We start from the raw sequence: 14,209 nt of genomic DNA on the forward strand, positions 1-14,209 counted from the left end.
TATTATACAGGTTAATACTACCAAATAAAGATATACAAAAGGGATGCTTCTTTCTATGTTTGAATTTTAGTTGAATATTTCTTCACAATTGTGTATAATTATTAATGCTTTTTAAGTGGATTTCCTATGGCTCTTTCGAAGTTTCTCGATCCCAAGAATGATATATCGTTCAAGCGCATCTTTGGTACTGAAAAAAATAAAGATATCCTTATTCACTTTCTTAATGATATTCTCGGCTTTGCTGGAACAAATGCAATACAGGATATAGAGTTTTTAAGTACTATTCAAGATCCTGATATTGCTTCTAAAAAACAAAGCATTGTTGATGTTCTTTGTAGAGATAAAAATGGGCTGCAAGTGATAGTCGAAATGCAGGTCGCTAAAACTAAGGGCTTTGAAAAACGTGCTCAATACTATGCTGCTAAAGCCTATTCAAGACAGGCTGACAAAGGCGATCAATATCATGACCTTAAGGAAATTATCTTTATTGCTATAGCAGACTGTATTTTATTTCCTGATAAGTCTGAGTATAAGTCAAAGCATACCATTCGCGATGAAGATACTAATGAACATGATCTAAAAGATTTTTACTTTATATTTATTGAGTTGCCTAAATTTCCAAAAACCAAAGAAGATCAGCTTTCAAGTATTGTTGAGAAATGGGTCTACTTCTTTAAATATGCAGATGAGACTAGTGAAGAAGAGCTCGAAAAAATAATAGGTAGTGATCTAATAATTAAAAAGGCCTATGAAGAACTAAATAGGTTCAACTGGTCAGAAAAAGAATTTATTGCCTATGAACAGGAAATAAAACGTATTCTTGATGAACAGGCTGTCCTTGCTCAAAAACTTGATGATGCTACTGCAAAAGGCATCCTCATCGGACATGAAAAAGGCAGAAAAGAGAGGGAAATTGAAGTTGCAAAGAATCTACTTAAAGCAGGAGTTTCTATTGATATCATAGCTCAAACTACTGGTCTTACAGCTAATGAAATTAAAGACTTAAGCTCTTTGGATGTTTAGATGAACATCTTTGTACTAGATGAAAACCCAGAGATTGCGGCAAAAATGTTATGTGATAAGCATATAGTAAAAATGCTATTAGAAACTGCTCAGTTACTGAGTAATGTTTTTTCAATAGCATTAAAAGTGCCAAATCCTTTAGTCAGCATCACAGACCAGAATATAGAAGTTCCATATAAACTTACTCACAAAAACCACCCTTGTTCTCTATGGGCTAGACAATCCAAAGGGAACTTTTTCTGGTTAATAAAATACGGAAGGGAGCTGTGCAAAGAGTATACTTGGCGATATAAAAGAAAACATAGATCAGAAGAAGTTATAGATTGGTGTGATAGTAATAAGAATTTGCTTGTTTTTCAATCAACCGATATAAAGCCTTTTGTACAGGCGTTACCAGATCAATATAAGTCTAGTCATTCAGTAAAAGCTTACAGAGAGTACTACCTAAAAGAAAAGATGAGGTTTGCTAAGTGGGAAAAGGGTAGAGAAGTACCGGATTGGTTGCTAAGCAGAATCGTACGTCTGAAAAGCCGCAAATAAAAAGAACGCCTTAATTAGTAGAGAGGAAGGTGCATAAAAACTAAAACATCTTCTCACTTTAACTCTTAATTAGATTTGAGGTAAATCATTAAAATCTCCACTCTTTTAACTGAGTCTGATAAAATTTAAAAACGGCAGTTTATTGAATACTTTACATGATTAAACCATTAAAACTCTTCAATTTTACTGAATTGATGGTAATTTCAAGGTATTTGCTGCTCAAATTTAGATACATGCTAATTTCTCTATTATAAATACTTAAATTATAAACTATTTACTCTTTAATTTTGGTTATTAGTACTGCGATCCAGAGGTATTCCAACATCACTCACTTCAGAAGAGCAAAGTACTCTGATAATCTGGAATTTCAAAGTAAGGTCTCGATATTACTTCTTTTATAACCTAACGAAAATCTGAGTTCAGAACATAAAACCAGTCCCTTAATATAACTACTTTGCTGTTCCCTTACTATCATTTACAAAGAAGCCCTTATATTTTTCTACTAAATCTGGTCTTTTCTTCATCTATATCTCCTTCTACACCTAGAACTCTATTCGCCAATTCCCTATTCTCTAGAGAAATAAGTAATGCTCTATATCACCGTCAGAAATTAATCTGCCGCACCGAGAACTGATAGACCTTTTTATCTTTCCCATTATCTCTTTTCTTGGGGTGAGTAAAACAATATATTTTTCCACATAGTTATAAGCTGGGAACCATAAAAACAGCTTCATGATCAGCCATTTTAAAAGTTCGATCAAGTTCAATATTCCTAAGCGTTGTACTTGCCTTATATGAACAATAACATCCCAATGTAAGGAAAGTTAATGCAGTCAAAGCAAGTGAAATAGATATTCCTAAATGAGACATTGTTAAACTTGTGCCAACAGCAAATACTCCAGATAATATAAGAGAAGCAGAGGCATAAATTATTTGCTTTCTACTCTGAGCTCTTGCTTCTGAGAATTGAGATTTTACTGCTGAACTTTGTTCAGAGACTCGAGATAGGTTGCTAGTCCTTTTACTATAACCTTGTTTTACATTAACACCCACAGACTCAGTGGCAACTTTTGAATCCATCTCATCCTGGATTGATATATCAATATTTTCCGGCTGTTCATTAGCTAGAATAAGCTCATCATGCAAATTTTTTACAGAGCAAAAATGTGAGAGATCGATACTAAAGCTTTCTTCAATGCCTTCTAATCGTTTATTCTCTTCCTTTAATCGTTCTATATTTCCTCGTAATATACTATTTTCTAATAGCAATTCCTCACATTGTTTCCCTTTTGCATCTATCTCTTGTTCCAGCTTTACTAGTTTAATTTCATAGTCTTTACATAACTCAGCTTTTCCTTCCGGTATATCTGCATCCTCCACTTGTATACACGAATCTTCGGTTTCTCTTTTTGTCTTTTCCGCTCTTAACAAATACTTATAATCATCTTCTAACCCATTTATTTTTTGCATTAATCGTTGATTGTCCTCATTCAGCCCATTTATAACTTCCTGCATCTTTTCTTTTTTATTAAATAGCAATTCCTTTTCTTCTTTCGCTGTAGCAAGTTTTTCCTTAAGTTCATCATTTTCTGCTAGAAAATCTTTATTCTCTTTTTCAAGTTTATCTACTTTTTTCTCTAACTCTTGAACACTGTTATCTAAGGATTCATTCATCTTTTCCAATCCATTCAATTTTCGTTCAAGATACATGCTTTTAGAACCACTTTGTGGTAATCTTGTACCAATATCTACGAGAATTTCTCCTACAAAATCCATAAACTTTTTGAAATGTCTCTCATGAACTATCACTTCTTCACTTAGTGTAGTATTACCCAGCTTTTCCACAATTTCTTGGATTTTTTTTAAACTATTGGATAATAGCTCCTTTCGTTCAACAATTTTAGTTACTTCACTTACGTTCAATTCATCACTCAGATCTGCATTACTAGTATAATTCTCACCAGTGGTAACTAGGTTAGATGGATTGGCAGGTTTAATCGTGGTACTCGTATCAACAGAAGCTCCAAATGGCATAAACAGTGCACTTCGGCTGCTCTTAATCGATCTACCTAGTGAAGGTATATCACTATTATAAAGTGTTCTATCACCACTAGAGGCAACTTGCTCTTGTCTATAATTTGTAGAAGTTCCTGTTGGACTAATACCATTTTTCTGATCTTCTCTACTGCTTTGATTCGTAAAGCGCTTCACTCCCATTACCCTCCTAACATTCTCTCCAAGTTCTTCTCTTTCGATTATAATATGAGATTCATTTTTTTCATAGTTAATTTTATCATATAATTGTTCACATTCTTTGTAGGACAATATTGGTTGTAGCGTCTTCTTCTTTACTTCTTCATCGTAGAAAGCTCTCAGCTTATCATTTGATAATATTGCTATAGCTTCTTTTACATCAGGATGCAATTGAGAATGCCCATTTTTGCATGAATGAACACGGTTCAGTAGAAAAATCTTAACAGAGTGTTGCTTGTATTCCATAATTTCCTCTAATGTAATCCCCATAACTTTTTCTTGTGATTCTATGTATCCTAGAGCTTCTTCAAAGTCTTGTCTGTTAGAGGTGAGAGGTTGAGCTTTTTTTAACTTTTTGATCTCACTATCTTTTGGATGCACACCATTAACTTCAATAACAGGGATAACACTTGCAGAGTCAATCGCATTTAACACAATACTACAATCATCTTGATTTTTTAGGAAAGCTTTTAGCTGTTTTTTAAAGTTCAATAAATTACTTAATTTATCTTCATTAGTTTTAGATTTTTTGATTTGATCATAAACGTTTCTGGCTGCTTGGTTATTCTCTTTATCAGTCCTTATTTTACTTTCTAACTTACCAAGGAGTTTGCTCAGTGGTTTTTTAAGTTTCTTATAATCGTTAACAAGCAGTTCTCTTATCCGTCTTTCAAAATCTCCTTTTTCTTTGAATCTCAAAACAGTATATAGATCATCTTCAGCCCTCTGCTGATCGGATTTTGTATTTACAACCATAACCTTACCTAACACTAACAGATACTGCTGAACAGAACTGAAGGGCGAAGTTAAAACACACTTAGTTAAAGTCATAAGCACTTCTCCAATTAATCTTACTAATATTCTTCTGGAAAACAACATATCTACTGACCTTATTCTTGGGAATATAAATAGAAAAAGTGCATCACCTATAGTCTCCAGAAAACCTGGTATTAGCTGTCAAATTAAGATTTCTAGAAAATACTCAATAATTCCAGACAGATTTCTCTAGGCCTGACCAGAACGTTTGGGTATCAAATAGGTCTTTCTGGAGTAATTAGGTGTTGTAACTTAGTTACAAATTTAGTACCATAGCGTTGTTTTCATGATATAGGGAGGTTTAAATGCCAATAGAAACAAAACGTCAGGCTGAAGTGCTTAAAAAGCTACAAGATGTGATAAAACATACAGATCGTGACATTGCGGCTGGAAGAAAGTTAGCTATTAAAAGGTGGGTCGAGACCTATATAGAGTATATCAAACTTTTTAAGGATGATAAGCTGGAATTCTTATATAATGTTTTTCGAGATGAAGGTTGTTGGTTAGGTACAAGGTTAAATAATACTGTTTTAGGTCAGAAATTGACTGAAGAGAAAATAGGAGAAATCGATAACCCACTACCAAGGTATGGTATGGCATCTAGGTACTGTATAACGGGCAAGATAGGTGATTTTTTCAACAAACAGTTTGTACTCTCTAGAGGTCAATTTACTTCAGAAGAGGTAGATAGTCAAGGTAATCCGATCAGTGATCAATATGTAAGAAACATTCTGCTATCATCCATGAAGAGAAATGGTCCTGTGTTTGATTTCTGGATCGATAGAGAATCTGGGGAATTAAAGAAGTATGATGCAGTAGAAGGTTTTGACAGTACTGTAAAACTTAAGTGGAGCGAAGGGGTAGAGTATTTTTATAATCAGTTAGAGGAAAAAGATAAGGAGAAGAAGCTTACAGAAGCTATTGTTGCTCTTTCTCGTCCTCAATCTGTTAAGAGAGACGCTCCTATTTTAGATTTTTGTGTAAGGAATATAGGCGATAAAGATACTCTTTTACAGAAATTATTGCAGAAAGATAAGGGAGTATATTTCCTTCTTGCTGAATTAATAGAGTCATGTTTTTTTGATACGGTTCATGATTTGGTACAGTGCTGGTGTTATAAAGGCGTTTCAGCAGGAGGAGACTGTTCGGACAAGATATTCTCACAGCAAGACTATGAACTTTTTCTTTATTCACTTTCAAATGTGATGTTGAAAAATCCTGAGTTAAGTGTTCAAGCTAGATCCCTTATTATGGAGATTTGGAAATGTGAACGCTTTGCTGAATACAGAGAGACCTCTGTTAATACTTCTAATTATACAGTTCCTATAAAGAGTGTACTTGGGGGATTAATCATTAATTGGAAACGAGAAGATGTTTGTAAGCCCGATAGGGAAATAGAGAAAGAAGAAATATTAGATATGATTTCATTTGCCAAAGGTTGCTTTCCTGAAAAGTTTGACCTTTTTAAAGAAGTCATGATAGAAAATCTTAGAATATGTGGTAGGGAAGGAAAGAGGAAAGGTGTAGATTACGGCAAGTTTGCAGAAGAGTTATTTCTTCAGTTAGAGAAAGTAACTTTACCTTCTGTAGGTGATGGTCCTTGGAATAATTTGCGGTCTCAATCTAAGGTATCTTTGCCACTTGATGGTTCTGGTGATGGCCCACAGTCTGAGTTTGAAGCTCCTAGTGTGAGTGGTATTTCTGGTTCTCATAAGAAAAGAAGAATCTAGTCTACTCATTAATGTGAGTGGTTTTTCTGGTCTTAGCAAATAGAGACGTGCTTTGTGTCTTTAATAAGAAGTTTAGTGGATGGAGATCTTGATGGTTTTAGACAAGAGTTTGAATCCTTTTTAGATCAATGTCCATTTTTCTTGTATCATGTAAGTACAGGACGTTTCCTTCCTGTATTCTTTTTCAGTATGTTTGCTACTGCTCATGATGCTAATATCTTAAAAGCAAATGAGAGAGTGTATTTTCGTTTTGATAATCATGGTATTGATACAGGTGGTAGAAATAGAAATACAGGGAACCTAAAAGTCGCTGTTTATCATGACGGACAGCAAGTTGTCAGATGCTACAGTATTTCTGATCGTCTTAATAGTGATGGGTTAAGGTTCAGTACAAGGGAAAGAAATGCTCTAGTGCGAGAGATTAGAGGGCAAAATCCAAATTTAAGGGAAGAAGACCTAAATTTTGAGCAATACAAAGTATGCATGCATGGAAAGGGCAAGAGTCAGGGAGAGGCGATTGCAACAGTATTCGAGGTGATTCGTGAAAAAGATTCTCAAGGTAGAGATAGATTTGCTAAATATTCAGCGTCTGAGATTAGCCTTCTTAGGCATATAGAACGCAATAGGCTTAATGGGATTAATGCGCCTGCGCCACGCAGTTTGTTGACAGTTAAGGAAATAGGAAGTATACGACTCAATCAAGATCAGAGAGTACAGCTTGGTCATTTGGTCAATTTTGTGCAAGTTGCACCGGGTCAGCAAGGGATTTTCAGTTTTATGGAAGTGCTAGCAAGTAACCAAAAAATAAATATAGAACGTGGAATAAATGAAGGAATTTTGCCATACATAACTCGAATCTATCGTAGTTACCTAGGCAGCCTACAAAATGACATTCAAAATCGCAGTCAAAAGTTTGAGAGTCACGGATTTTTCTTAGGTTTGTTGGCAAATTTTATTCATCTCTACACAATAGATATTGACCTTGACTTGTCTCCTGGAAATTCATATGTTGCTTTTCTTATATGTCATCAGGCAGAGAGAGAAAACATTCCTATCGTTATTAATGTTACTAGATGGAGGACATCGTCTGATATTGCATTAAACCGCGCTAGAGCTGATGCTAAAAGATTACATGTTTCTTCATTTATATCTATTCACACTGAATCAAGAAATGCTGTTTGTATTGGATTAAATTTTAATCTGAATATAGATCCTTTTAGTATTGATACAGTAGAGTTTTTAGAGAATAGATTTCCTTTGGTACAAAGATTATTTGAGTGTTTGGAGGATGAAGGAATTAGAGAAAATATTAGAGATTTCTTGCTTCAACATCTTCCTAACGAAATACCAAGAAATGCAGAGAATTATAACAGAATATTTGATTGCATAACTGGTTTTGCTTTTGGGAATAGTATTTTAGAAGAGTTCAGATTAGTAAACGCAGTTCAACAACGTGTAAGAAAGTATATATTTAGATATGGTGATGAGAATCATGCTTTAACCATGGTCTTCCATACTCAAGGTTCTGATATAGTTATACTTCATATTAGAGATAACAACGCTGTACAACAAGGAGCCATCAATTTACAAGATCTTAATGTTGACGGAAATAATGTTCATGTACGGGAAGTTTCATGCACACTTAATAATCAACTTGGCCTTAATATTCATACAGATAACCTTGGTTTATATCACAATTACCAAAATAATAATGCAAATAATTTTCTTGGTGGTAATCTTGTGCAAGTGCCTAATGCTGGAAATGTGCATAATGCTTTAAATCAAGTTATGAATGATGGCTGGCAAGATAGATTTCAGCATCAAGAATTATTTAGAAACATTTCTGCAGTATTAATGCCAGAAGATACGCATGGCAATATGATAATAGATGTAAATAGCAAAGATAAGTTTCGCTCTATACTACATGGTACATTTTATGCTAGTGATAATCCTTATAAAGTGCTTGCTATGTATAAAGTTGGTCAAACATATAGTTTAAAAAGGTGGCAGGAAGAAGAAGGAGAAAGGGTAATACTTACAAGAGTTACAGAACAGAGACTAGGTCTTCTATTATTAAGACAACCTACAGCAGATACTCACCCAATTGGATATGTATTAGGATTTGCTGATAATGCAGAAGAAGTAGAACAGGAGCAAGACGAGGCAAGGTACAAAATAACAGAATTGATGAGCAAACAAAGGGGATATTTGCCTATTACTTCTGGAAATGAGGTGGTTTTGTCTTATGCTGTATTTAATAGAGGTGCACAGAGAGCAGAAGACTTTATATCTCTTCCACAACAAGCAGTGTATGTACATAGACTTGATCGTCGTGGTCATGACTCAAGACCAGAAGTATTAGTGGGACCTGAAAGTGTTATTGATGAAAATCCACCAGAAAATCTATTGTCAGATCAAACTCGTGAAAATTTCAGGCGCTTTTACATGGAAAAAAGACCAGGACAGAACTCGATTTTTTTGCTTGATATAGATGATAATCTGCACGTTCCATTTAGTTACTTGCAAGGTACTAGAGCACAGGCAATAGAAACATTAAGGTCAAGAATAAGGGGAGGTGGTACTTCTACAGCACAAGGAATATTACAACAAATAAACACTATCCTTCGTAGAAACAACGCTCGTGAAATAGAAGATGTGCATAATCTACTTGCACTAGACTTTGCAACAGAAAATCAAAATTTCCGTTATTGGCTACAAACTCATGACATGTTTTTCGCTGCACGACAATATACTTTCCATGATGATCGATCTAATCCAACTAATGATCGTCATGATTTTGCAATAACTTCAGTAGGAGTCGATGGAAATCAAAATGATCCAACAGGTAGGGACTTATTAAGTAGTAACATAGATAACTTTAAACAAAAAGTAGATTCGGGTGAAAAAGATAGATTAACTGCTATTATTAATGTAGGTAATCGTCATTGGGTTACATTAGTTATTGTCCACCAAAATGGAAATTATTATGGGTATTATGCTGATTCACTTGGTCCAGATAGTCGTATTGACAATAATATTCGAGGAGCTTTAAGAGAATGTGATATTAGCGATGATAATGTCCATGATGTTTCCGTTCATCAGCAAACAGATGGCCATAATTGTGGCATATGGGCATACGAAAATGCTAGGGATATTAACCAAGCTATTGATCAAGCTTTACAGGGAAATAGTAACTTTGGAGAGAAAGGTGAAGGTATTATAGGTTATATACGTGGTCTTCTTAGTGCAGGAATTGGAAATGACACTAGACAACCTCAAAGAAATGAACAATACTTTAGAAATCGGAGAAGAAATATTTCACAATTATTCCAAAATGATTCTCTATCTTCTCCTAGGGGTAGATTGATTCAAGGTCGTCCAGGAATTCAACATGAAATTGATCCATTACTATTACAATTTTTAGAACTCCAATATCCACAGCGTGGAGGTGGGGGAGCATTGCAATTAGGCGGAGAAAGAGTGATATCAATTGATTTTGGTCCGCAATCTGTATTGGATGAAATTGATGGAGTGAATAGAGTTTATGATCATAGCAATGGTAGAGGCAGTAGGTAGAGGTTAATAGGTGAATGAAGTATTTCTTTACTCCATATTTACGCGTTGGTTGTAATGGGTCTTTTAATTTATTTCTGCATATTTTTTTTGGGGGGTTGTTTATTAACAATAATATAGAAGATATTAATAAAGCTTTTGTCCGTAAAGCACATTCATGAGAGCGATATTTTCTTAAAATCAGCTAGCTTTAGATGCTGAAGTTGTGTACCGTTTAGAATAACTTCCTTAATTTTGGATATAAAATAATTTAAACGTAAGATCCACTGTAAAAGATAAGATTTAATTTGGAAGAAAAATTGATGTGATTAGAACTTGACCTTACATAGTATAGGAATATTTTTTATAAAAAGAACAATATCCATTTGAAATGTAAAATTATCATAAATTTTTCTTTTTGTTCTCAAATGAATTACTATTAATTTAGTATTATATATTGCTAATAACTTAAATAATCCAACCATTTCCAGCAACAAAAACCGCTACCCGTGAGAACATTTTTCTTTGGGATGGGATGGTCTACCATATGTACCATACGAACTTTTTAATATAACAATTTAACTATACGCTAAAACTAGCTATATTAGCCCATTTCATCCATATCTACATACGAACTTTTTTGCCTAAGCTTATTGAAATAATTTAAATCTTCTATTTTTATAACCTTATTTTTACGCGGCTTGTTCTCACAAATATACGACCTTTTTTGCAATCTTAGGAAGAGTCAATAATTCAATTCCTTATAACACTAGCTAGCATGGTATCTTCACTAAAATATTTTTTTAAAAAGTTAGTTGACTTATAAATAATTCTCTACTAATACTAGCATATGTTTGTTTATTCTGCTGAAGTGGCTCCGCAGGTTACTGTATAAGCTTCAGCAGTTTTTGTACTCCTTTAAAGCATCATATTCCTATATATTAAATATAGCTGGTGTTCTCAATTTTGTTGATCTATAGTAAAATTGGCTAAAACTTCCAGTAATAAACAACTTTTAACCTAGCAGTACTCACCATAAAAACTTAACAAAAATATGAGTAGTAAAAAGATTATGTTGAAATTAACTTGACACATACTACACATTCTATATAATATATTCTATATCTAGAGCTAGGAGGTAATATGGATACAGGGTCAGTAAAATATATTGCAGAATCTATCAGTGAACAAAGCAAACACACTGATGAGCAAAAACTGAAGTGTGACCTAAGTGCTGGACAAGAGTTTTCAGAAATAGGTAGCCCAAAAACAGAAGCAACTGGATTACCAGTAGATAGTTATTATGAATTCATTAAGCGAGATTTGTTTTGGGCTGATAGAAGTTTGATAGATGATAAAAAATACTTAGAGGATTTAATAGATGAGTGGTTTATTCATGCACCTAACTTAGGACTGGAAGAGAGTCAAAAAAAGTTAAATCAAAAATTACTCAATAGTATTATAAAAGATTTTAATATGGGAAATTATGACTCATTTTCAAATCTTAAGCAGTTTTTAGAAAGTAACGAGAAAAATAAAGACCTGAAGTACGTTCTTAATCTAAAAAGAGGGCATCTAGGAACAACAATATTGAACGTGTTTCTCGAATACGACGAAATTATTCCTTCTCTTCTCAAAGCTGGTGCTGATCTAAATATGCAGGATAATAAAGGTAAAACACTTTTGCATGATACTGCTATTTATTCTAGTGGATATGAAGATCTTGGGTATCTCTTAGATGCAAAAGCTGATCCAAATATACAAGATGAAAAAGGTAACACACCTTTACACTATTATGCTGCTAAGTGTAGTGATCAAAGCAGAAAAACTATGGATTTGCTCATAAGCAAAGGAGCTGATTTAAGCATAAAAAATAACGATGGAAAAACTCCACTGCAAGTTGCAATTGATAATGACAACATTATAGGATGTTTATTAACTAATAGTCAAAAAAAATTAAGAGAGCAACTAGGTAAAATGCTTCTCGCTACAAGTTCTGATGAAGATTGGGATAATGCTTATGATCCAGAGGTTGAAAATCTAAGAAAGTTTTTAAATCAATATGAAAATGACAACGACTTAAAGATAGTTTTAAATGTTAAGGATGATAGTTCAGTACTTCTTGATTCGCCATCTCGTCGATTTCCTAATGTAAAAGCCTTGCTCTTAAAAGCAGGAGCAGCTGATTTTATAGGTAAAAAACAAGACAATTATGAAAAATGCGATAGTTTTTTATCAGAGATTTATCAAATAAATTACCTTGCTAAACGCAATGAGTTTTTAAGTAAGGTAGTAAAAGCTAAAAGCATGATTGAATTACAAGAAGTTGTAAATGAGATTATAGCTTCTGGAATGAGATTAAATTTTGCTAAAGACAAAGATTATTACTTTGCAGATCACGTACTAGAAAAAATTGCTCAGCTAGAAGGAAGCTATGGAATTGCCAGTGATATAGTATGTACATTAATATCAAGAGGAGCAAAGTTAAAAAGGTCAGAAAGTTTAAAAGTCATTGATACAATAGAATTAAAGTTCAAAGCTCATAAGGCTAATATGATCAGTGCTCATTTAGAGTATGTTAGTAATACTGAGGAATTTTTTAGAATTGCAAAGGCTGCTACCAGCGGTCAACTATATGATGGAAAAATCGATAATAATGTATTTTACTTAGAATACTCAGAGGATAGTATAATAGATGTTGCAAGAATCACAGATAGAACAAGAAATCTGGAACTAATTCAGGAATCATATAGAAGGGATATAATAAAAATTGGCAAAAGTAAGATGGAAATTATAACCGAAAACGGCATAAGGTATTACACAGATCTTACAGAAGGCAGCGATATAGTATTAACTTTCTATACTAGTTTGGGAAATATAGACCTTAGACTGTATCCTGACATACAGGATAAAAGCAAGATTATAGTAGAAGTGAGTAATAGAGAAGAAATATTAGAAAAATTCAAAGGTCGCGAAGAAGAGTTAGGCAATGATTGCGCGCTCGGTGGCTACTCGGTCTACAATGCTATTGAACAGGGATATTTTGAAAGGTCTAGAAAATTAATGCGTCCTGAAGTCATAAGCGAGTCTAACAACAAATGGACAGAACGTGAAGAGTTAAGAAGGGATTCTATGGAGGAAATTGCTAGAAGGCATAAGTTATTACAAGATTTACGCAATATTGAGTCTAATATTGTACAAAAGGAGAAGAATTTTGACATAAAAACTTACCTGATAGACATCTTTAAAACTTTATCTAGGTTCTATGAAGAAAAAGGGGATATTTCTAAAACAGACTTAGCTAAAGCAGCAGAAAAGGAAAGTAAAAAATTGGGGTTAGAAGGTAAATACAACTGGAGTAAGATTTTTGGTTTAGAGGAAGAAATTATTGAAAAGGTAGAAAAACAAGGTGATAAAGAGCAAAAATCAAACATACCTGATGACTTCTATCTAGGGCACGCAATCAATAATGGAAGCTGTTTTTTTGATTCATTCAGGCAAAGTCTAGAACAACAGAAGGGAATCAAAGTTACTGTAGAGCAGTTAAGGAATGAGTGTAAGAGATTTGCGCAAGACAATCCTCCAGAGTGGTTTATAAGTAAAATTGGCAATGACTTTGATGAGGTTGAAAGTGAGCTCGTAAATCGTGGAATTACGTGTAACCAATATATCAATAGCATTGGAAAGAATGAATTTTGGGGACGTTCCGATATCGAGGGCAGAGTACTTTGTGATAAGTATGGTGTGAAATTGCATGTTGCAGAAAGTAACCCATTGCACACTATTGATAAGCAACAAGATCCGTTCTTGCATCAGTTAATAGATAGCTCAAGATCAAAAGCAGGTAAGATAGATTATAGTCACAATAGTGCCTTACATATGGTAAATGGAGGCCATGATCATTTTCAACCCCTACTTTATAGAAATAAGACCTTGGCAAAACAAACGCAAGAACAAAAAGATTCCTTATGCTATTCAAGCTTGCCAAGCTGTAGTATGGATGAGTTAAAAATAGAAAAAGCCAACATAAGGCACTGCTTGTAAGTAGACCATAGCTTTGTATATGACTTGTTACACAACAATGAAGGGGAAAGTTTATTTATTAAGTTAAAAAAGAAATTATTTTACTTAAAAAACTTACTTAGTGCTTATGAATTTTCAAGTACACTTTCAGATTCAAAGAGGCTATAGATTGCTCGACATGTACTACTTCGTGGAGTTGTGTGCTGAAGTTTAGAGTATTGCTTTTTTTGATGTTTACAGAATTTTCCTCCAAATCTACTATTAAAATATGC

General features: G+C 33.7%; 6 protein-coding genes. 5 read left to right on the forward strand and 1 reads right to left on the reverse strand.

From position 1 onward, the window contains the following. Nucleotides 1-126 precede the first annotated feature (126 nt). Nucleotides 127-1,023 carry an Rpn family recombination-promoting nuclease/putative transposase gene (locus tag L0Z58_RS03090; protein WP_010962719.1) on the forward strand — a complete coding sequence of 299 codons (897 nt, stop codon included), beginning with the start codon at nucleotides 127-129 and terminating at the stop codon, nucleotides 1,021-1,023. Further along, complete coding sequence (locus tag L0Z58_RS03095) at nucleotides 1,024-1,563, forward strand: pyrimidine dimer DNA glycosylase/endonuclease V (protein WP_010082266.1); 540 nt, start codon at nucleotides 1,024-1,026, stop codon at nucleotides 1,561-1,563. Nucleotides 1,564-2,265: 702 nt separating this feature from the next. Here L0Z58_RS03095 and L0Z58_RS03100 read toward each other — a convergent pair. Then, on the reverse strand, nucleotides 2,266-4,695 hold the full coding sequence (locus L0Z58_RS03100; protein ID WP_041580637.1) for a TomO hydrophobic C-terminal domain-containing protein: 2,430 nt from the start codon (nucleotides 4,693-4,695) through the stop codon (nucleotides 2,266-2,268). A gap of 242 nt (nucleotides 4,696-4,937) precedes the next feature. Here L0Z58_RS03100 and cifA point away from each other — a divergent pair, with 242 nt between their 5' ends. From cifA to L0Z58_RS03115, 3 genes are all read left to right on the forward strand, one after another. Continuing rightward, on the forward strand, nucleotides 4,938-6,362 hold the full coding sequence (gene cifA / locus L0Z58_RS03105) for a cytoplasmic incompatibility factor CifA (RefSeq protein ID WP_010962721.1): 1,425 nt from the start codon (nucleotides 4,938-4,940) through the stop codon (nucleotides 6,360-6,362). Between the two features lie 75 nt (nucleotides 6,363-6,437). Then, on the forward strand, nucleotides 6,438-9,938 hold the full coding sequence (gene cifB / locus L0Z58_RS03110; RefSeq protein ID WP_010962722.1) for a cytoplasmic incompatibility factor CifB: 3,501 nt from the start codon (nucleotides 6,438-6,440) through the stop codon (nucleotides 9,936-9,938). A 1,119-nt stretch (nucleotides 9,939-11,057) separates the two neighbouring features. Continuing rightward, on the forward strand, nucleotides 11,058-13,958 hold the full coding sequence (locus L0Z58_RS03115) for an ankyrin repeat domain-containing protein (RefSeq protein WP_010962723.1): 2,901 nt from the start codon (nucleotides 11,058-11,060) through the stop codon (nucleotides 13,956-13,958). Nucleotides 13,959-14,209: the final 251 nt, after the last annotated feature.

This window comes from Wolbachia endosymbiont of Aedes aegypti, from assembly GCF_021496215.1.
GTDB classification, from domain to species: Bacteria; Pseudomonadota; Alphaproteobacteria; order Rickettsiales; family Anaplasmataceae; genus Wolbachia; species Wolbachia pipientis.

What these genes read in the sequence shown, in the direction of transcription:
- L0Z58_RS03090 (WP_010962719.1), top strand. Translation starts at nt 127, where the DNA reads ATGGCTCTTTCGAAGTTTCTCGATCCCAAGAATGATATATCGTTCAAG.
- L0Z58_RS03095 (WP_010082266.1), top strand. Translation starts at nt 1,024, where the DNA reads ATGAACATCTTTGTACTAGATGAAAACCCAGAGATTGCGGCAAAAATG.
- L0Z58_RS03100 (WP_041580637.1), bottom strand. Translation starts at nt 4,695, where the DNA reads ATGTTGTTTTCCAGAAGAATATTAGTAAGATTAATTGGAGAAGTGCTT.
- cifA (WP_010962721.1), top strand. Translation starts at nt 4,938, where the DNA reads ATGCCAATAGAAACAAAACGTCAGGCTGAAGTGCTTAAAAAGCTACAA.
- L0Z58_RS03115 (WP_010962723.1), top strand. Translation starts at nt 11,058, where the DNA reads ATGGATACAGGGTCAGTAAAATATATTGCAGAATCTATCAGTGAACAA.